This is a genomic window from Bounagaea algeriensis (assembly GCF_054491375.1).
In genome coordinates, this window is record NZ_CM137102.1 from 1,664,340 (window position 1) to 1,684,325 (window position 19,986).

The following is a 19,986-nucleotide window of genomic DNA, read 5'->3' on the forward strand; positions in this document are numbered from 1 at the left end:
CGCCACCTCCTCGTGCACTCCGCCGGCCTTCGCACCGCTGCGACCTTCGCACCGCGGTGCTGCGCCGGTATCTGCTCGGGAACAACGCGACCTGCGCGCAGTGCGTACCAGGTCACGGTGGGACTTAATCCTCTGCGGTGCATGCCGGGAAATCGGCACGCTCGTCGGCGTCGATCCGTTGCATTCGAAAGGCGTGCCGATGACGTGGTCCCCCCTTCCCCGCTCCGCGCACAGTTGGGCCACCCAACCGCCGTGGTCCCCGGACGAAGCGGCCGTGCTGGCCGAAGCCGTGCGCCGTGCTCCGTCGGTGCACAACTCGCAGCCCTGGACGATCCGGGTGCGCACGCGCAGCGTCTCGCTGCGTCAGCGGTTGACCGCGCGCGTGCCCGCGCACGATCCGCACGGGCGCGACCGGCGGATCTCGTGCGGCGCGGCGGTCGCGAACCTCGCGATCGCGATGCGCGGGATGGGGTGGATGCCGGACGTGCGCTGGTCCGTCGACGACGAGCAACCGGATGCGGGCGCGACCGTGTTCGCCACGCACCGGCAGCGCGCCGGCACCGCGGACGGGGCGCGGTGGCGGGCGATCGCGCACCGCAGCAGCCACCGGGAGGAGTTCGCCGAACGGACGATCCCGGAACTGACCCGGAGCTCGCTCGCCGCGGTCGCCACGGTGCCGGTCGTGCGCCTCGGCGACTCCACCCGCGGGGACGTGGCCGCACTGCTCGTGCGCGCAGCGCGCGAGCACCACGCCGATCCGCGGTACCAGCAGGAACTCACCACGTGGGTCTCCGCGCGCAGCGACCGGGCGCCCGCCGAGGGCATGCCGCAGCATGCGTTGGGCACCACCGGTGTTGCGGCATCCGGCCTGGCCGCGCGCGGGGTGCCGGTGCCTGCGGAGGACCAGCTGGCCGACCGGTTGCGCCGGGAGACCGTGTTCGTGTTCAGCGCACCGCGTGATCGCCCGCGCGAGCACTTCCAGGTGGGGGAGGCGATGCAGCGCGTGTGGCTCGAAGCGACGCGGCTGGGGCTGGTCGGATCGGTGATGACGCAGCCGTTGCGGCTGCCGGAGGTGCGCGAAGGGCTGCGCGGGGCGCTCGGGTTGGCGGGTGAGCCGCAGGTCGTGCTGCGCCTGGGCTACCCGCGCGCGGGCATTCCCGCGCAGGTCACCGCGCGCCGGTCGCTGCCGGACGTGTTCAGCGCCTGAGAGGGTTGCCGGGTCCCGGCTGCGGGTGGTGTTCGGCGCTGCTCCGCGGGATTCGTCACAGGTCGAGGTCGACGACCACCGGGGCGTGGTCGGACGGGCTCTTGCCCTTGCGGGCCTCCCGGTCCACGTAGGCGTCGCTGCGCGCGTCGGTGAACGGTGCGTTGCCGTAGACGAGATCGATGCGCATGCCCATGTTGCGCGGGAACGCACCGCCGCGGTAATCCCAGTAGGTGAAGGGCACCTCGTACTTCAGCGCTCGCGGGTAGATCTCGGCGACGCCCGACTCGTCGAGCGAGCGCAGCGCGTCGCGCTCGTCCTCGGTGACGTGGGTGTAGCCGGTGAACTGGGTGATGTCCCACACGTCGCTGTCGGTGGGGGCGACGTTGAAGTCGCCGAGCACGGACAACGGCGTCTCCGCCGTCAGCTCGCCCTCGACGGTGGCACCGAGCGCGCGCAACCACGCGAGTTTGTAGGTGTAGTGCGCGTGGCCGATTTCACGACCGTTCGGCACGTACACCGACCACGCGCGCAGCGGGCCGCAGGTGGCGCCGATCGCACGGGGTTCGGTCGCTGGGACCAGCGTCTCGTCGGCCTGGAAGCCGGGCTCGTCCCGCAGGCCGCGCTGCACGTCGACCAGCCCGATGTTGGACAGGATCGCCACGCCGTTCCAACGTCCCGTCCCGTGGACGGCGACCTCGTAGCCGAGCTCGGAGACCTCGTCGATCGGGAAGGACTCCGTGGCGCACTTGATCTCCTGCAAGCAGAGCACGTTCGGCTCGCGGGTCGACAGCCAGTCCACGAGCCGCGGCAGGCGGGCGCTGACCGAATTGACGTTCCACGTGGCGATCCGCATGCGAACAGACTGGCATACCCGTCCGCCGCGGGATCACGCGCCAGGGTGGAGCCGGTCCGCGCCGCGGTTCAGCGCTCGCTGCGGGCCGCGAGCTGTTCGCCGACGAAGTCGTAGCGCCACACTCCGTCCGGGCGACGTTCGCCCAGCTCGTAGCGCACGCTCGGGCAGCCTTCCTCCGGGAGGGGCCCGGGCAGGGTGAACGTCGCGAACGGTAAGGCGGCCTGCTGCTCGTCGGCGCCACCCGGGGCGGTGGGCAGGACGAAGGTGCGCCCGTCCGCGGGGCCGCCGACGAGTTCGATGTGCACGTGGTGCTGCATGGTGTTGCTCTCCAGGTTCGTCTCCGGTCCGTCGCCGATATGACTCTGAGCAAAAAACTGCGGTTCCTGCTTTCACTCGAATGAGTGAGTAAAGCGGTGGAAACCGTGTACGTACCGTCCCTCTCGCAGTCTCCACGGTGGAGTCAAGCGCTCGTCCGGTCGCGATGCGTCGGATCCGGTGCGGCGCGCTGTTTCTCCCTCGAGGCTGTGGGGTAAGCGCGGAATCGGGAAGAAGAAGCGGGTGCACATCCCGGAAGGGAGGACACCGGAAGGAGTCACGATGGCCGATCGAGACACCACCACCCCGACACCGGACGAAACGGATGCCTCCGCCGAAAGCCCGGAGGACCCCGCGAACCTGCAGTCCGCGGAGGACCTCGACACCGACGAGCTCGGAGGCGATCCCGTCGAAGAAGGTGTCGACCCGCCCGAGGACTGGACGGTCGTCACCGCGGAGCGGCCGACGGCCCGCTCGGATCGGGAAGGTGAGACCTTCGAGGAGGAGCTCACCGAGGAACGGCCGGACATGCCCGCCGGCGCCGAAGCCGAGATGTCCGGTTCACCCGAAGAGCTCGCGCCGGAGGACTACGCCGAACGCGTCGGATCCTCCGAGGAGGACGAGCCGGACGCGGAGGCCGAACCCGACCAGCTGCCGGGTGACCGGGCCGAGGGCGACTGGCCGTAGCGGCATCCGAGCAGGTCGAGGCGGATGAGGAGGACGCGCAGGGCGATCCGGACGATAACGGCGATGCGGTCGAGGCAGGGCAGGGGAGTGCAAGCCGGGGCACGTGCGTACCAACATCCCGCATCCGGGGGCTGAGGCGGTGTTCAGCCGTGCCCGGCGGTGTCGCCTTCGGTCCCACCGGCGTCGAACCGCGCCATCACGCGGCGGGCGGTGGTGCGCAGTGGTAGACCGAGTGCCTCGGCCGCGGACACGAGGTCGTCGTGTTCCGGTTTCGCCTGCCACGGGCCCTGTTTCACCCGTACCGGGTAGCCCTCGAGAGTGACGGTGACGACCTCGCGCGGTACCGCCCGGCGACTCACCGGCGCGCTCCGGACCCCGAGGCTGCCCGTTTCGGCCAGGACCAGCTCGCCGAGCGCCTCCTCGTGCTCCGGAGAGCACAGCACGTGGAGTACGTGGCCGGGTCGGGACTTCTTCATCACCGCCGGCGTCACCCACGCGTCGCAGGCGCCGCGATCGAGGCTGCGTTGCAGCACGTGGCCCAGTGCCTCGCCGGTGACGTCGTCCACCGTGCACTCCAGCAGCACCATCGGTTCCGCGCACGGCCCCACCGCGGCGGCGTCCTGCGCCGCGGCCAGGCTCGCCTGCAGCATGTTGGGGCGCTGCGCGAAGCGGCGCGAACCCGCACCGTAGGCCGTGGCGTGCAACTTCATCGCCGGCGGCGGCCGGTATTCCGCCTCCATCGCCGCCATCAGCGCCGCCCCCGTCGGGGTCACCGTCTCCCCGGGCAGGTCGGAGCCCACCACGGCCGCTTGCCGCAGCAACCGCATCGTCGCGGGTGCGGGCGCGGGCAGCACACCGTGCGCGCACCCGACTGTGCCGGTTCCCAGGGCGATGGGGGCCGCGTGCACGGCGCTGATGCCGAGATCGTGCACCGCGGCGGCCACGCCGACCGCGTCGACGACGGTGTCCGCGCCGCCGACCTCGTGCAGGTGGACCTCGTCGAAGGTTCGCCCGTGCAGGTGCGCCTCCGCCCGGCCGAGCGCGGAAACCGCCCGTGCAGCCAGATCGGCGACCGGACTCGGTCGGGCCCGGCCGACGAGCTCCACCAGTTCCGCGGCCGTCCGCTCGGTACCGGTCTCCTCGACGTGCACCTCGGCCCGGTCGGCCTGGAAACCGCCGACCTCCGCGCTCGTGTGCTCGAGGCGCCAGCCGGACAACCCCGTCGAGGCGATGGCCGCGCGCACCGCATCGGGCCGGGCTCCGAGGCCGAGCAGCGCCCCGAGCAGCATGTCACCCGATACGCCGGTGGTGGGGTTGAGCCACAGCAGCACCGCTCACCCCTGCTGTCGGGAGCGGGCCAAGCGCTGCACGGCCATCGCGGCGCCGAACCCGGAATCGATGTTGACCACCGTGATGCCCGAAGCGCACGAGGACAGCATCGTCAGCAACGCCGTGACCCCCTCCAGGGCCGCCCCGTAGCCGGTCGAAGTGGGAACCGCGACGACCGGGCAGGACACGAGCCCGCCGACGGCGCTGGCCAAAGCGCCCTCCATCCCGGCGACGACGATGACGGCATCGGCCTCCTGCAAGCGCTCGCGTTCGGCGAGCAACCGGTGCAATCCCGCCACACCCACGTCGCGCACGACCTCAGTGGACAGACCGACGGCGCCGGCGACCGCGGCCGCTTCGGCCGCCACCGGACCGTCGGCCGTGCCGGCCGTCGCCACCAGCACGCGGAAGTCCCCCGCCGCACGCGGGCGCCATGCCAGCACGCCGGCCACCTCGTCGTAGGTCCCCTCCGGAACCGCGCGCAGCACGTGCTGCGCCGTCGCCTGCGGCACGCGCGTGGCCAGCACCGGGCCACTGCTCTCGGACAGCAGCCGCGCGGCGATCCCGGCGATCTCGTCGTCGCGCTTGCCCGGGGCGTAGATGACCTCGGCGAGTCCCTGCCGCCCTTCCCGGTCGGTGTCCACCCGGGCATAGCCCAGGTCGGTGTAGCCGCTCACGAGGTGGTCCGGGACGGGGACAATTCCAGCAGCACGTTCATCCGCCCGCTGGCGAAACCGCCCATGTCCAGCGAGCAGAACCGGAACCCGGCCGCGCGCACTGCACTGTCCAATTCGGAATGCGCTGCGGCGGCGCGCGGGATCTCGGATTCGGGAACCTCGATGCGCGCGACGGTTCCCTGGGCGTGGGCCCGCACCCGGGACTCGCGGAAACCGAGTTCGTGCACGGCCGCTTCCGCCCGCTCGATGCAGGCCAGCAGCTCGGGAGTGACCGGATCGCCGTAGGCGACGCGGGAAGCCAGGCATGCGGCGGCGGGTTTGTCCGCGGTGCGCAGACCGAGTTCGGCGCTCACTTCGCGCACGAGATCCTTGGAGAAGTCGGCATCCACCAGCGGGGTGCAGGCCCCGCGCTCGGCAGCGGCCTGTTGCCCGGGCCGATGATCACCCAAGTCATCGGTGTTCGTGCCCATGGCCACGCGCGCGTCACCGAACGCGTTCAGCAGCGGTTGCACGGCGTCGAACAGCGCCGTCTTGCAGTGGTAGCAGCGGGACCCGTCGTTGACCTGGTACTCCGGCCGCTCGGCCTCGTCGGTGCGCACTTGCAGGTGCGGCATGCCGCGGTCGCGGGCGAACGAGCGCGCCTGGCGCTGCTCGGAGGTGGCCAGGCTCGGCGAGACCGCCGTGACCGCCAGCATCCGAGGCCCCAGGACGTCGTGCGTCACGGCAGCAAGCAGCGTGGAATCGACGCCACCGGAGAAGGCCACCACGAGGCGGTCCTCCCGGGCGATCCGGTCACGCAGCCGCTGCAACGGCGCACTGGTCACGTCCGCTCCTTCTGCTCACGCCCGCTCCTGCTGCTCACGTCCGCTGCGAGCCTGAAGTTCCCGCTCCCGGCGGACTTCGCGCCTACTCTAGGCCGCGGTGCGCGCGCACTGTCAAGGCGTGCTCACGCAAGGCGTACCGGCACGGCAACCGGGCGCGGTCCGCGCCGCTGGAAGGTAGATTCGCGGGCGGACGCTGACGCAGACCTGTGAGGAGACGATGGCCGAGCTGCTGTCCACCGACGCCGTCCACAGCGCCCTCGCCGATCTGGGCGAGTGGCAGTACACGGGTACCAGCCTGACCCGCACCTGGCAGCGCAAGGGCTTCAACGGGGCGGTGCAGGTGGCCAACGTCGTCGCCTTCGCCGCGAACGAACTCAACCACCACCCCGACATCACCGTGCACGACTACAACCGGGTGACGGTCACGACGACCACCCACGACGCCGGCGGCGTGACCGAGGGCGACCTCGCCCTCGTCCGGCGGATCAACGGCATGGTCGAACCCGCGAGCTGAACCGCGCTCGTGCCAGCGCCTGCGCCCGGGCCCGCAGCTGCGGGCCCGGGCGCAGGCGCCTACCGGGTGATCCGCACCGCGGTGGCCGAGCTCGTCCGGTTCCACGCGCCCCGAGCCGCCCCGGTGCCGGCGGAAGCGCCGGCACCGGGGACGGGATCAGCTCGCCAGCATGCTGGCCTCCAGCCGCAACCGCAGGTCCGCCAGGTGGTTGCCTTCCGGGCTGAACGGCGCGACGTGTTGCGGGAGGCAGTCGCCGATCAGCAGGCTGTCCGTGCCGCGTTCCGCCTGTCCCGCGCGGACCACGGCCCGCCCGTCCGGACCCCACAAACCCGAATTGGCGCGGTACTCCCACTGCCCGCGCTCGGAGATCTCCCACCCGCGGCGGTTCGCATAAGCCACGAACGTCCGCCACACCGCGGCCATGGCGGGGATGATGTGCTCGGTGGCGTCCGGGTACGGAACCGTCGTGGGGCTGCCGTCGGACAGGACGAAGTGGTGATCGGCAGCTGTCGGCCCGATGATCAACCGCGCCCCGCGCTGCACCAGACTCTGGTACAGCGGCGGGAACTCGCACTCGTAGCAGTTGAGGATCCCGACCGGGAATCCGTTGACGTCGACGACCGGCGGCAGCGCGTCACCCGGCGTGAAGTTCTTCCGCTCGGCGGAGCCGTACAGGTGGGTCTTGCGGTAGTTCGCCGCGAGCTCGCCGTCGAGGATGAACGCGATCGAGTCGTGCACCGTCGCCAGCTCGGTGTCGCGCTCGACGTAGGGCAGCACGATGGCCGTTCCGTGCTCCCGGGAGGCCTCGCGCGCCGCCCGCACAGTGGGGCCGTCAACGCTCTCCGCCAGCTCCTGGCACTCCGCGGGCCCGAGCGAGTAACCGGTGTTGTAGCACTCGGGGAACGCGCAGACGTGGCAGGAGTACCGCGCGGCGATGCGGACGGCATCGCGCATGCGCGCGAGGTTGTGCCGCACGGCCTCCTGGGTGCCCACCGGGTTCTCGGCCTGGAACAGCGCCAGGCGCACGCCCGTTCCAGAGGCGGGCGGAGCGGTGTGCGTGATGCTGGTGCTGATGCGCACGGGTTGCATGCAGAACTCCTGGAGTGTCGCGGGTTTCGTACTTCTGGTTTCGTGCCGGGGTTTCGCCGGCTCGGTTCGCGCCGCGGCAGCGGGCCGTTTCCGCGCGCTCGTGCCGCGGCCGCGCCGGGGACGGAGCCCGCCGCGTGCGAGCTGAGCCGCCGTCACTGCTGCACGTCGGTGAAATCGCGGACCGCGCGGACGAAGGCGCCGACGTCGTCCGCCGTCATGTCCTCGCGCACCACGACGCGGAGGACTTCTGTCTCCTCCAGGTCCGGCGGCAGCGTGTACACCGGAACGGACCAGCCGTGGTCGGCCAGGTGCAGCGAGAGCCCGGCCAGTTTGCCGCCGCCGCGCGGCGCCAGGGTCAGCACCGGCAGCTGGCTGCCGTCGCCGAGCAGCTCGAACCTGTTCGCCGCGCGCAGTTCGCGTGCCATCCGCATCGCCTTGTCCCGATTCGCGCGGTGCTTGTCGCGGAACCCGTCGAACCCGAAGCGCAGGAAGTTGTAGAACTGCACGACCACGGGGGCGGCGGAGCGGGAGAAGCTCAGTTCGTGGTGCGTCCGAGTGCGTCCGAGGTAGTTCGTGTCGAAGTGCAGCCATCCGGTGCGCGCTCCCTGGTCCCGCCAGAGCACCCAACCCAGGCCGGGGGGCACGAGCCCGTACTTGTGCCCCGAGGCGTTGATCGAGCGCACGCGCGGGACCCGGAAATCCCACGGCAGCTCGGGGTCGAGGAACGGGGCGATGAACCCGCCGGAGGCGGCGTCCACGTGCAGCGGCACGTCGATGCCGCGGCTCGCCGCCACCGCGTCCAGCGCCGAGGCGATGTCGCGGACCGGGTCGTAGGTGCCGTCGATGGTGGATCCGAGGATCGCCACGACGCCGATGGTGTTCGCGTCGCACTCCTGCGCGACGGATTCCGGGGTGAGCCCGATGCGACCTGCAGCCGCAGGTACGACTCGCGGTTCGACCTGCCAGTACCGGCAGAACTTGCGCCAGCAGACGTGGGCGTCGGATCCGAGGACGAGGTTGGGGCGCCCGGTGGCGTCTCCGTTGCCGCTGCAGTGCAGCCAGTTCCGCAGCATCGCCGCGCCGGCGAGCAGGGCCGCCTCACTGGACCCGGTGGTCGCGTCGCCGACGGCAGCGCGGGGGTCGGCGTTCCAGAGGTCGGCGATGATGCGCAGGCAGTTCTCCTCGAGCTCGCTGATTCCCGGGTACTGGTCGCGGTCGACGAGGTTGTACTCCAGGAACTCCTCGTAGAGCTGCCGCGTCTCGGCGTCGAACGAGGTGGACAGGAACGTGGCCAGATTGCGGTCCGGCGGGACGTCGTGACGCAGGTGGTCGCGGATGAATCCGAGCGCCGCAGCCGTTCCCCAGCCTTGGGCCGGTATGGCAGTCGTGGGACCGTGTCCGAGTTCGGTGCTGGCACAGCTTGGGGTCGGCCGGGCCGACATGCTGTGTACCTCCTTGTGTGCAGCGATTTTCGCTATCCACGAGAAAGGTAGACCGCTGTGCGCGAGGAGCACCATGATCTCTTCGTGCCACGACCGCGGTCCTCAGCGGGACGCGAGTACGGCGTCGAAAGGACCGCCGTGCGGGGATCGGTGCGGAGCGCGCGCTGCTGTGCTGCGCCGGCCGCGCGTCCGACGGCGTTCGTTCCACTGTGGATCGCCGTGCACGGCGCGGTCGTGCTGCGGATGTGGTCGCGTCCCGCCCGCGAGCGCATCGGCGCTCGTCGGGGAAGGCGCTCGTCGGGGAGGGGCCGAGCGGGATGGTCCTTTCGTTCCGCGGCACCGCCCGGCACCCGCGTCAACCGAGGCGCTGCTCCAGCCAGGTGGTGTGCACGGGCCCGGCGAGCAGCTCCGCGTCCTCGGTGAGCTCGCGGTGCAGCCGTACCGTACTGGCGATCCCCCCGACGTCGAACTCCCGCAACGCTTGGCGGGCCCGCGCGTACGCCTGCGCCCGGTCGGCTCCCCAGCACACGAGTTTCGCGACGAGGGAGTCGTAGAACGGCGTGATGCGATCCCCCTGCGTCAGCCAGGTGTCCACCCGCACACCCGGGCCGCCGGGCAGGTCGAACCGCGTGACCTCACCGGGGGTGGGGGCGAAGCCGTTGGCGGGGTCCTCGGCGTTGATGCGCAGTTCGACGGCCGCGCCCGTGGGCACGACGTCCTCCTGCGCGATCGACAGCGGTTCGTCCGCGGCCACCCGCAGCTGCTCGGCCACGATGTCCACGCCGGTGATCGCCTCGGTGATCGGGTGTTCCACCTGCACGCGGGTGTTCATCTCGATGAAGTAGAAGTTCTCGTCGAGGTCGACGAGGAACTCCACCGTGCCCGCGTTGCGGTAGCCGACGTGCCGCACCAGCCGCACCGCGGCTTCGTTCAGCGCGGCCCGCGTCGAGGCCTGCAAACCGGGAGCGGGGGCTTCCTCGATCAGTTTCTGCCGCCGCCGCTGCATCGAGCAGTCGCGCTCGAACAGGTGGACGGCGTTGCCCCGGTTGTCGGCCAGCGCCTGGACCTCGATGTGCCGCGCCCGGGGGATCGCGCGTTCGACGTAGGCGGTGCCGTCCCCGAACGCCGACCGCGCCTCCGCCTGCGCGGCCGGTAGCACTTCGGCCAGTTCCGCGCGGTCCTGCACCGGACGGATGCCGCGGCCGCCCCCGCCCGCCGCTGCCTTGACGAGAACCGGGTATCCCACTTCGGCGGCTGCGCGTTCCGCGTCCTCCAGACCGGTCACCGCGTAGCTGCCGGGGACCACGGGCACGCCCGCCTCCTCGGCGGCGCTGCGTGCCCGCGCCTTGTCGCCCATGAGCTCGATCGCCTGGGCGGGCGGCCCCACGAAGGCGAACCCGGCGTCGGTCACCGCCCGGGCGAACGCGGCGTCCTCGGAGAGGAAGCCGTACCCCGGGTGCACGGCATCGGCACCGGAGTCCTTCGCCGCCGCGATGATCGCTTCCCGGTCCAGGTAGGACTTCGCGGCGGGCGATTTGCCGATGTGTTCCGCGTGATCGGCGATGCGGACCCACTGGGCGTTCTTGTCGGCGTCGGAGTGGACGGCGACGGTTTCCACCCCTGCCAGGTGGCAGGCGCGGATGACCCGCACCGCGATCTCGCCGCGGTTGGCGATGAGCACGCGACGCAGCTGCGTCATAGTTCCTCGACCTCGAACATCTCCTGGCCCGCTTCCACTTCGTCCCCGTCCTCGAGCAGGACCTTGGCGATCCGCCCCGACCGGTCCGCCTTGACCTCGTTGAAGGTCTTCATGACCTCGATCAGCGCGAGCGTCTGCCCCGGCTCGACCACGGTTCCCGGCTCGATGTAGGGCTCCTGGTCGGGAGCGGGGCGCCGGTAGAACAGACCGGGCAGTTCTGAGTTCACCGTGGACATGAGCTGCCTCCTCACGCGTGCTGGACGGACAACGCTTCGCGGGCGCCTCGGATGCGGTCGCGGTGTTCCCGGCGGGCGGCGAGCGCGTCTTCGATGTCGACGGGCCGGAACGACACGTGGCTGCCGGTGCGGGTCTGCGCGATGCGGTCGTGGTCGACGGAGATGACGGTGCCGATGGTGGCGTACCCGCCGCCGGTGACGGCGTCGTTGAGCAGGACGATGGGTTCGTCGCCGCCGGGGATCTGGATGGAACCGATGGGGTAGCCGAGATCCACGACGTTGGCGGGATTGCTGCCCGCACCGAACGGCTGCTCGCGCTCGATGAATTCGATCTCCCCGCCGCGCAGGCGGTAACCGACGCGGTCGGCGTCCTTGGTGACCTTCCACGTGGTGTCGAGGAACGAGTTCATCGAGCGTTCGGTCATCCGGTAGGAGCACAGCCCGATGACCACGCGCAGTTCGGTGACATCCGGGAAATCGGGCAGGAACTCGTCGGGGACGGCCGTGCCCCGCGGAGGAGGGGCGCCGGTCGCGGTGCCCAGCGGCACCCGGTCGCCCTCGGCGATCGAACGTCCGTCGAAACCGCCGATCCCGGTGAGCATGTAGGTCGATCGCGAACCGAGGTACTCGGATACGCCGATCCCGCCGCTGATCGCGATGTAGGGGCGGGCCCCGGCCTGCAGCGGGCCGAATCCGAGCACGTCGCCGGCCGCCACGTGCAGGGTCTCCCACGGGGAGGCGGGTTCGTCGTTGATCGTCAGCGTGCAGCGCACCCCGGTCACCGCCACTGCGCGGGAGTCGGTGAACTCGAGCGTCGGGCCGAGGTAGGTGGCTTCGAGCACGGCTGCCCCGTCGGGGTTGCCGACGAGCATGTTCGCCACGGCGTGGGCGAACCGGTCCATCGCGCCCGAGGGCGGCATGCCGATCGCGTAGTGCCCGTGGCGCCCGGAATCCTGCACCGTCGTGGACAGGCCGCCGGAGCGCACGATCAGCTCGGTCATCGGTACAACACCTCCAGCAGCTCGCGGTTCGTGCCGTGCGGATCGGCCAGGAACCTGGTCGGTGAGAACTCCACCGGGCGCTGGTGGTACCGGAACGTGCCGGCCTCCACCTGCCCGCGCACCTCGTCGTACTCGCTGCGGTCGATCGGTCGGTAGCGCAGGATGTCGCTCGGTTTCGGGAAGGCGATGCCGTCGGCGAAGTCGGGCAGCGACTGCGCGGCGTCGAACACCGGTGCGGGGGCGATCCCGAACAGCTGGTAACCGCCGGCTCCCCGTACCGGGTAGACCACGGAAAAAGCTCCGCCGTAGCCGAACGCCCGTTCGGGTGTGTCGGTGCGCGGACGCACGTATTTGGGCACTTCGATCTGCTGCTCCCGCGGCACCATCTGGTAGCAGAACGGCAGTCCCGCGACGAACCCGAGCATGGTGACGATGAACGGCGCCGCGCCGATCGCATCGACCAGCGCCTGCACGGTGGAGAATCCGTTGATGCGGGCGGCGTATTCGAGGTCGCTGGCTTCCGGGTCCTGGTGGCGGTCGCGGAAGCGCATGAGCGTTTCGTGGGTCCAGTCGTCCTGGAACAGCACGGGGACGTCGACGACGCGCGTGGAGATCACGTAATCCCGCGGCAGGTCGCCGACCGACTCCTCCAGTCGGCGCAGCTCGTCGACCAGTTCTGCGGGATGGAGGCGATCCGGGTCCAAGCGGACCATGTACGACGCGTTCGACGGGCAGATGTCGATCACTCCGTCTATGTTCTGCTCGCGCAGCGCGCCGGTGATCGCCATCGCTTTGAAATTGGCCTCCAGGCTCATTTCCCGGTCCAACTCGACGGAGACGAACTCGTCGCCACCGTAGGTGTACCGCGCTGGCGGGAGCCCGACCGTCGTTTCCGCCATGACGACCTCCTCGGCGATGAGGGTGTGCCCCGACTGAGGATGCCCCGTGCGGCGGGCAACCGCAGGATTGCGTCGGAGCCGAACCCGGAAAACCGCCCTATCGAGTCAGTATGTCACGAGAAGTCTTCGAACTGGGAATGCGTCGTGTGATCATAAGCCTGTTACGGGAGGATGACAATCGCGGAGACGCGCTAGCAGGAGGTGTCGGAGTTGCAGACAGTGGTTGATCTCAATGCCGATGCGGGCGAGAGTTTCGGTCGGTGGAAGCTCGGTGATGACGCGAACCTCATCCCGTTGGTGAACTCCGTCAACGTCGCGTGCGGATGGCACGCGGGCGATCCGGCGACGATGCGGCGGTCGGTCGAACTGGCCCAGCAGGCGGATGTCGCTGTCGGCGCCCACCCCGGTTTTCCGGACCTGGCCGGTTTCGGTCGCCGGGCCCTGGCGATGACGCCGCGGGAGGCCGCCGACGCGTGCCTCTACCAGTTCGGCGCGCTGCGAGCGATCGCGAACAGCCTCGGGGTGGAGTTGACGCACCTGAAGCCGCACGGCGCGTTCTACGGGCTCACGCTCCGGGACAACTCGGTGGCCGACGCGATCGCGGAGGAACTCGCGGCAACAGCTCCGGAGGTTCCCGTCGTTCTCCTCGCGGGTGAAACGGCCGAGCACGTGGCCGGGCGTGGATTCCCCGTGATCCGGGAGGCTTTCGCCGATCTGGACTACGACGACTCGGGAAAGATCATCATCGAACCGGTTCCGGAGCCGAAGTCGGCCGAACGGTGCGCCCAGCAGACGCTCGACATCCTCAGCGGCACGGTGACGTCGGTCAACGGGACGAGCATCCCGGTGAGCGCGGACACCATCTGCCTGCACGGCGACCGTCCGAACGCCGTGGAGATCGCCCGCGCGATTCGCGACGAGTTCGCCGAGGCGGGCGTGTCGCAGATGCGGATGGCCGACGTCGCGCGACAGCGCGCCTGAATCCCCGTCGCAGCGCTGCGACGGGCGGAATGCCGGGCGATGTCCTACGGCTCGGGCGCGTCCGGCGGCGCGGAGCGGGCGAGCGCGGCGCGGGGCAGCAGCAGTGCGGTGAGGACGAGGCCGTTCTCGACGAACCACCTGCCTTCGATGCGGGTTCCGTGGTCCGGGGCGCGCAGGAGACGTGCCGTGAAACCCCGCTCGTGGAGGTCGATGTCGGCCTCGTCGAACTCGAGCCAGCGGTGCGTCGCCGGGTACCAGGCTTTGAAGACGGCCTCCTTGGCGCAGAACAGCACTCGTCCCCAGTGGAAGGAACTGTCCTGAAGAGACAGTTCGTGCAGCAGGGCGCGATCGCGCGTCGTGGTGATGACGTCGAACACACCGCCTGGCAGGGCGTCGTGCGGCTCCGCGTCGATGCCGATGCCGAGGACGTCGGGTAACTGCTCGCTGCGGGCGACGGCCGCAGCCCGAAAACCGGTGCAGTGCGTGATGCTGCCGAGCACGTCCGGCGGCCAGACCGGCATTCCGCGGTGCCCGCGCGGTACGGGCAGCGGCGCGATCCCCAGGCGTGCCATGGCCAGCCGGGCGCACCAGCGGCCGGTGGTGAACTCCCGCCGCCGTTCGGCGACGGCGCGGGCGATGGCCTGCTCTTCCTCCGGGAACAGGTGCGCCTTTTCGGCATCGGCCGTGGTCTCGGCCGCCGCGACGCCCGGCGGCAGCACTTTCTCGATCACGACCGCGCACGGTTCCTGCTCGCCGACATGCGCACAGCGTACCCCGGGCCGATGCGGTGCTCCCGCGCGCAGCGGTCACCGGTCGCGCGGGTTTCCGCAGGCGGACGTGTTGTTGACACGCCGTGGCGCGGTGGGCAGGCTGAGTCTCGACCGACTGGTCGGTATGAAGGGGAGGGTGGCATGGACGTTTCCGCCTACCTCGACGAGGTCCACGCCCGGCAGCGCGAGGTGTGGCCACCGGACGTCCCGCGGCAGGTGCACTACCCCCTCGGTGAGATCCCGGTTCCGGACCATCTCGGCCACTGGGCCGCGCACGCCCCCGACCGCGCAGCGATCATCTTCTACGGCCGGAGCATCGACTACGCCGAACTCGACGAGCTGTCCGACCGGTTCGCCGCCTGGCTCGACTCGGTGGGAGTGCGCCCCGGCGATCGCGTTGCGCTGCTGCTGCCGAACTGCCCGCAGTTCACCATCGCGATGATGGGAACACTGCGGCTCGGCGCGGTGCACGTGCCGGTCAACCCCATGTTCCAGCACCACGAACTCGAGCACGAACTCGCCGACTCCGCCGCCGCGGTGCTCGTCGCGGCGCTCGACCGCCTCGATCCGGTGGAGCAGATCAGGGCGAACACGAACGTGCGCACGATCCTGCCCACCGACCCCGGCGCGTTCCTGCCGGACGAACCCCGCACGCCCGTTCCGGAAGCGCTGCGGGCCCCGCCGGAGCACGCCTGGCAGGACGAGTGGTGGCGGGTGTACCGGTCCCCGCGGGCCGAACCGGTGCAGGCCGACCTCGACGCGCCCGCCGCGCTGAACTACACCGGCGGCACGACCGGGATGCCGAAGGGATGCGTGCACACCCAGCGGAACATGCTCTACACGGCGGCCACGGCAGGTGCCGCCCGACCACCGCGGAGGCACAGCGGCCCGGACGTCTGCGCCGTGCACGTGCCCGTCTTCTGGATCGCCGGTGAGGACATGGGCATCCTCGTGCCCCTCGTGCACGGGCACACCGTGGTGCTGTTCACGCGCTGGGACGCCGACGCCGTGCTGGAGGCGGTGCAGCACCACCGCGTCACGGACATGATCGGCACTGCGGACAACTACGCCGAGCTGATGCGGCACCCCCGGTTCGCCGAACACGACCTGTCCAGCCTCGACTGCCCGCGCGCCATGTCGTTCGTGCGGAAGCTGACCCCGGAACTGCGGCGCGAGTGGCGCGAAGCCGTGGGGGAGCACAGCGTGCTGCGTGAAGCTTCCTACGGCATGACCGAGACGCACACCGCCGACACCATCACGTACGGGTTCCAGGACGCCGACGCGGACCTCAACGGCGAACCGGTGTTCTGCGGGCTGCCGGTGCCCGGAACCGACTTCATGGTGGTCGACCCGTCCGATGGCGAGCCGCTCGCGCTGGGCAGCCGCGGGGAGATCGCGATCCGCACCCCGTCGTTGCTGACCGGGTACTGGCGGCATCCGGAAGCGACCGCGGAGGTGCTGCGGGACGGGTGGCTGCGCACCGGCGACGTCGGCGTGGTCGACGGGGACGGCTGCCTGCACTTCCTCGGCCGGAACAAGGAAATGATCAAGGTCAACGGGATGAGCGTCTTCCCGTCCGAAGTGGAGACCCTGTTGGCCCGGCACCCCGACGTGCTCGGGGCGGCGGTCGTGCCCGCGGCGGATTCCCGTTGCGGGCAAGTACCCGTGGCGTTCGTCCAACTCGGACGGGGCGCCGCTGCCGACGCCGCCGCGTTGACGCGGTGGGCGCGGGAGAACATGGCGGGCTACAAGGTGCCGCGGGTCGAGCTCGTGCCCGAGCTGCCCATGACGGCGACCGGGAAGATCAAGAAAGGTCAGCTGCTCGAACGCGCCGAGCGGTTGGGCGAGTAGCGGCCCACGCCGGCAAGGCCGGTGTGGGTGCAGCCGAGGCCGGTGTGCGTGTAACCGGAGGAGGAGCGATGCCCGCGGAAGGGTTCAGCCGGGTGCTCATCGCCAACCGCGGCGAAGTGGCACAGCGCATCGCCCGCGCGGCCGAGGTCGCCGGGCTGGAGACCGTGGTCGTGCACTCCACCGATGATGCGGACGCCCCGCACGCGGGCAGCGGTGACCGTTCCGCGGCGCTGTCGCAGGCCGGTCCGGAGGCGTACCTGGACATCGCGGAACTGCTCGACGCGGCGCTCGGCAGCGGCGCCGACGCGGTCCACCCCGGGTACGGATTCCTCTCGGAGAGCGCGGAGTTCGCCCGCGAGTGCGGCAAGCGGGGTCTGACGTTCATCGGTCCCGCCGCGGACGTGCTCGACCTGTTCGGGGACAAGTCCGCCGCGCGCGAGGTCGCCGCGGAACTGGGAATCCCGATCCCGGAGGGGACGGCCGCACCGGTTTCGGCGGAGCAGCTGCGGGAGTTCGTCGCCGAGTCACCGGCGGGCGCGGTGCTCAAAGCGGCCTCCGGCGGAGGCGGGCGCGGCATGCGCGTGCTCTGCTCCGGCGACGAGGTGGACGCGGCGTTCGCCGCGTGCAGGGCGGAGGCGCAGGCCGCCTTCGGTTCCGCGCAGCTGTACGCGGAACGGTTGGTGCCGGACGCGCAGCACATCGAAGTGCAGGTCCTCGGTGACGGCACGCACGCGGTGCACCTCTGGGATCGCGACTGCAGCGTGCAGCGGCGGCACCAGAAGCTCCTCGAAACCGCCCCGGCCGACCACTTGCCGGAGCAGTTGCGGGAGGCCATGTTCGACGCCGCCACCCGGTTGGCCCGGCACGTCGGCCTGCGCGGCGTGGCCACGGTCGAATTCCTCGTCTCCGGTGAGGGGTTCGTCTTCTGCGAGGTCAATCCGCGGCTGCAGGTCGAACACACCGTCACCGAGGAGATCCTCGGCATCGACCTCGTGCGCCTCCAGCTCGCCCTCGCCGGCGGCGCGAGCCTGGACGAGCTCGGATGCGCCGAAGGACCGCCGCGACCGCGCGGGGCGGCGCTGCAGGTGCGCGTCAACGGTGAAACACCGCTTCCCGGCGGCGGTGCGACCGTCCACACGGGAACTCTGACCGGGCTGCGCATGCCCAGCGGGCGCGGCGTGCGCGTGGAATCGGGGGTGCGTGCAGGGCAGCGCACCAACCCGCGCTTCGACTCGCTGCTGGCCAAGATCGTCGTGCACGACCCGGCGGGCTTCGACGCAGCCGTCCGGTCGGCGCGGCGGGCGCTGGCGGAGGCCGCGGTGACCGGCGTCGGGACCAACCTCGCGCTGCAGCGCGCGATCCTGGACAGCAGCACGTTCCGGCAGCGGCAGTGCCGCACCGACTTCGTCGACGCCGAACTCGCGCAGCTGCTCGCCGCTGCCGAGGAGTACGCGGCGGCCGAAGAGCTCACCCCCGCCGAGGGCGCCGGCTCCGCGGCCGAGGCCGTCGCGCACGAGGAGGTGCCGAACGCGGTGACGGCACCGCTGAGCGGATCGGTGGCCGCGCTCGCGGTGCAACCGGGCGATCACGTCCGGCCCGGCCAGGAGCTCGTCGCGCTCGAGGCGATGAAGATGCGCCACGGCGTGCCCGCCGACCGCGCAGGCGTGGTGTCCGAGCTGCGGTGCGCCGCCGGGGACGTCGTGGACGTCGGCCGGCCGCTGCTGGTGCTCGAACCGACGGAGGAGCGGGCCGCGGAGGAGGTCGTCGACAGCGAGCCCGATCCCGAGCACGTGCGCGGTGATCTGAGCCGCGTGCTCGACCGGCGCGCGCTGCGGTTCGACGCGGCCCGGCCGCAGGCGGTGGACAACAGGCACGCCCGCGGCATGCGCACGGCGCGGGAGAACGTCGCCGCCCTCGTCGACCCCGGCACGTTCCGGGAGCACGGCGGGTTCGCCGTGGCGATGCAGCGCAGTCGGCGCGACGCCGAGGACCTCGCCGTCAACACCCCCGCCGACGGGATGGTGACCGGCTTCGGCAGCGTCAACGGCACGTGGTTCGACGCCGGTGCGAGCACGTGCGCCGTGCTGGCCTACGACTACACGGTGCTGGCCGGGACCCAGGGCTTCGCCAACCACCGCAAGACGGACCGGGTGCTCGATCTCGCCCGGCGACGCGACACGCCCGTGGTGCTGTTCGCCGAAGGCGGTGGTGGCCGGCCGGGCGACGTGGACGCGCCCGGGGTGGCCGGTCTCGACGTGAAGTCGTTCAGCGCCTTGGGGGAGTTGAGCGGCCGCGTGCCCACGGTGGGCATCGCCGCCGGTCGCTGCTTCGCCGGGAACGCGGCGCTGCTGGGCACGTGCGACGTCGTGATCGCCACGCGCGACGCCAGCATCGGCATGAGCGGTCCCGCCATGGTCGAAGGTGCGGGCCTGGGCACCTTCTCCCCGGAGGAGATCGGGCCGATCGGTGTGCAGACGCGCAACGGCGTCGTCGACATCGCGGTGGAGGACGAAGCCGAAGCGACCGAGGCCGCCCGGCGCTACCTCGCCTACTTCCAAGGGGAGCTGGCCGGGTTCACCGAGCCGGACCAGCGGCGTCTGCGGCACGTGGTGCCGGAGGACCGCACTCGCGCCTACGACGTGCGCGCGGCGGTGGAGCTGCTGTGCGACACCGGCTCGGTACTGCCGCTGCGGCCGGGCTACGGCACCTGCGTGGTCACCGCGCTGGCGCGGATCGGTGGCCGGCCGGTGGGGGTGCTCGCCAACAACCCGGCGGTCGCGGGCGGGGCGATCGACGGTGACGGCGCGGACAAGGTAGCGCGCCTGATGCAGCTGTGCGAGGTTTTCGGGCTGCCGATCGTGTCGCTGTGCGACACCCCGGGGTTCATGGTCGGACCGCGCTCCGAGGAGGACGCGACCGTGCGCCGGTTCGGGCGGCTGTTCGTCCGCGGTGCGAGGTTGACCGTTCCCGTGGTCACGGTGGTGTTGCGGAAGAGCTACGGATTGGGCGCCATGGCCATGGCCGGGGGGTCACTGGCGAACCCGGCGGCGACCGTCTCGTGGCCGAGCGGCGAGTTCGGCGGGATGGGCCTGGAAGGTGCCGTGCGCCTGGGGTATCGCCGCGAGCTCGAGGCCATCGCCGATCCGGATGCGCGGCAGCGCCGCTACGAACAGCTCGTCGCCGAGCTGTACGAGCTCGGCGGGGCGCTGAACACGGCGACGCACCTGGAGATCGACGAGGTCATCGACCCGGCCGAGACGCGTTCGTGGGTTCTGTCCGCGCTGCCGGCCGTCCCGCGCACCGGGTGGGTCAATCCGCACGCGCGCGTCGCCGTCGACCCGTGGTGAGCACGTCGATCCGCGGTTGCCAACACCCCGGGTGATTGCGACAACGCGGACGGTGCCCGACCCGGCCCCGTCGCTGGTGCCGCTTCTCACTCGCCCGGCGGCCACCGCCGTGGCCGCCGGCGACCGAGGACGCGGCACCGGTTGCGCACAGGCGTGCGAGCAGCGGGAAAGTGCGGGTTGCGGTGCGGACACGCGCGCCAGGTCGGATGCGTCCGCGGACGTCCTGTGGGTTAGAGTTTGTCGGTTTCCACGGTGATTTTCAGGG

18 protein-coding genes are annotated in these 19,986 nt (G+C 71.2%); 6 read left to right on the forward strand and 12 right to left on the reverse strand.

Annotated features, from left to right (window positions below; all coding sequences use genetic code 11):
* Positions 1-199: 199 nt before the first annotated feature.
* Positions 200-1,207 (forward strand): Acg family FMN-binding oxidoreductase, encoded by a 1,008-nt coding sequence (locus ACVGV2_RS07560; protein WP_459165333.1) that lies wholly within the window; start codon positions 200-202, stop codon positions 1,205-1,207.
* 55 nt (positions 1,208-1,262) lie between these two features.
* On the opposite strand, the gene ACVGV2_RS07565 is transcribed toward ACVGV2_RS07560, so the two are convergent.
* Positions 1,263-2,060 carry an exodeoxyribonuclease III gene (locus tag ACVGV2_RS07565; RefSeq protein WP_459165334.1) on the reverse strand — a complete coding sequence of 266 codons (798 nt, stop codon included), beginning with the start codon at positions 2,058-2,060 and terminating at the stop codon, positions 1,263-1,265.
* A gap of 68 nt (positions 2,061-2,128) precedes the next feature.
* Positions 2,129-2,377: a hypothetical protein gene (locus tag ACVGV2_RS07570; protein ID WP_459165335.1), complete on the reverse strand. Its 249-nt coding sequence runs from the start codon at positions 2,375-2,377 to the stop codon at positions 2,129-2,131.
* Between the two features lie 280 nt (positions 2,378-2,657).
* On the opposite strand from ACVGV2_RS07570, the gene ACVGV2_RS07575 reads away from it, so the two are divergent.
* The gene (locus ACVGV2_RS07575) at positions 2,658-3,062 is read left to right on the forward strand and encodes a hypothetical protein (protein WP_459165336.1); all 405 of its coding nucleotides are present in this window, start codon (positions 2,658-2,660) and stop codon (positions 3,060-3,062) included.
* A 143-nt stretch (positions 3,063-3,205) separates the two neighbouring features.
* On the opposite strand, the gene larC is transcribed toward ACVGV2_RS07575, so the two are convergent.
* The 3 genes from larC to larE are packed head-to-tail and all read right to left on the reverse strand — an operon-like array spanning position 3,206 to position 5,892.
* Positions 3,206-4,393, reverse strand: coding sequence for a nickel pincer cofactor biosynthesis protein LarC (gene larC / locus ACVGV2_RS07580; RefSeq protein WP_459165337.1), 1,188 nt, complete (start codon positions 4,391-4,393; stop codon positions 3,206-3,208).
* A 3-nt stretch (positions 4,394-4,396) separates the two neighbouring features.
* Positions 4,397-5,068, reverse strand: a complete 672-nt coding sequence (gene larB, locus ACVGV2_RS07585) for a nickel pincer cofactor biosynthesis protein LarB (RefSeq protein WP_459165338.1) — start codon at positions 5,066-5,068, stop codon at positions 4,397-4,399.
* On the reverse strand, positions 5,065-5,892 hold the full coding sequence (larE, locus tag ACVGV2_RS07590; protein WP_459165339.1) for an ATP-dependent sacrificial sulfur transferase LarE: 828 nt from the start codon (positions 5,890-5,892) through the stop codon (positions 5,065-5,067). Before larE ends, larB begins: the two co-directional genes overlap by 4 nt.
* 217 nt (positions 5,893-6,109) lie before the next feature.
* Between larE and ACVGV2_RS07595 the strand changes: the two genes are divergently transcribed.
* Complete coding sequence (locus ACVGV2_RS07595) at positions 6,110-6,406, forward strand: 4a-hydroxytetrahydrobiopterin dehydratase (protein WP_459165340.1); 297 nt, start codon at positions 6,110-6,112, stop codon at positions 6,404-6,406.
* A gap of 156 nt (positions 6,407-6,562) precedes the next feature.
* Here ACVGV2_RS07595 and ACVGV2_RS07600 read toward each other — a convergent pair whose 3' ends face one another.
* The 6 genes from ACVGV2_RS07600 to ACVGV2_RS07625 all read right to left on the reverse strand — a co-directional run bounded on the left by ACVGV2_RS07600 (position 6,563) and on the right by ACVGV2_RS07625 (position 12,772).
* Positions 6,563-7,495, reverse strand: coding sequence for a nitrilase-related carbon-nitrogen hydrolase (locus ACVGV2_RS07600; RefSeq protein ID WP_459165341.1), 933 nt, complete (start codon positions 7,493-7,495; stop codon positions 6,563-6,565).
* A gap of 152 nt (positions 7,496-7,647) precedes the next feature.
* Positions 7,648-8,937 carry a glutamate decarboxylase gene (locus ACVGV2_RS07605; protein WP_459165342.1) on the reverse strand — a complete coding sequence of 430 codons (1,290 nt, stop codon included), beginning with the start codon at positions 8,935-8,937 and terminating at the stop codon, positions 7,648-7,650.
* A 355-nt stretch (positions 8,938-9,292) separates the two neighbouring features.
* Positions 9,293-10,636 (reverse strand): acetyl-CoA carboxylase biotin carboxylase subunit, encoded by a 1,344-nt coding sequence (locus ACVGV2_RS07610; RefSeq protein ID WP_459165343.1) that lies wholly within the window; start codon positions 10,634-10,636, stop codon positions 9,293-9,295.
* Entirely contained in the window at positions 10,633-10,872 is a 240-nt protein-coding gene (locus ACVGV2_RS07615; RefSeq protein WP_459165344.1) for an acetyl-CoA carboxylase, read from the reverse strand. Before ACVGV2_RS07615 ends, ACVGV2_RS07610 begins: the two co-directional genes overlap by 4 nt.
* 11 nt (positions 10,873-10,883) lie before the next feature.
* Positions 10,884-11,873, reverse strand: coding sequence for a 5-oxoprolinase subunit C family protein (locus tag ACVGV2_RS07620; protein WP_459165345.1), 990 nt, complete (start codon positions 11,871-11,873; stop codon positions 10,884-10,886).
* A complete protein-coding gene (locus ACVGV2_RS07625; RefSeq protein ID WP_459165346.1) occupies positions 11,870-12,772 on the reverse strand; it encodes a 5-oxoprolinase subunit B family protein in 903 nt (300 codons plus the stop codon). Before ACVGV2_RS07625 ends, ACVGV2_RS07620 begins: the two co-directional genes overlap by 4 nt.
* A 219-nt stretch (positions 12,773-12,991) precedes the next feature.
* On the opposite strand from ACVGV2_RS07625, the gene ACVGV2_RS07630 reads away from it, so the two are divergent.
* Positions 12,992-13,753 (forward strand): LamB/YcsF family protein, encoded by a 762-nt coding sequence (locus ACVGV2_RS07630; protein WP_459165912.1) that lies wholly within the window; start codon positions 12,992-12,994, stop codon positions 13,751-13,753.
* A 44-nt stretch (positions 13,754-13,797) separates the two neighbouring features.
* Here ACVGV2_RS07630 and ACVGV2_RS07635 read toward each other — a convergent pair whose 3' ends face one another.
* Positions 13,798-14,484, reverse strand: coding sequence for a 4'-phosphopantetheinyl transferase family protein (locus ACVGV2_RS07635; RefSeq protein ID WP_459165347.1), 687 nt, complete (start codon positions 14,482-14,484; stop codon positions 13,798-13,800).
* Positions 14,485-14,664: 180 nt separating this feature from the next.
* Here ACVGV2_RS07635 and ACVGV2_RS07640 point away from each other — a divergent pair, with 180 nt between their 5' ends.
* Complete coding sequence (locus tag ACVGV2_RS07640; protein ID WP_459165348.1) at positions 14,665-16,374, forward strand: AMP-binding protein; 1,710 nt, start codon at positions 14,665-14,667, stop codon at positions 16,372-16,374.
* A gap of 68 nt (positions 16,375-16,442) precedes the next feature.
* A complete protein-coding gene (locus ACVGV2_RS07645) occupies positions 16,443-19,721 on the forward strand; it encodes an acetyl-CoA carboxylase family protein (RefSeq protein ID WP_459165349.1) in 3,279 nt (1,092 codons plus the stop codon).
* The last annotated feature ends 265 nt before the right edge of the window (positions 19,722-19,986 follow it).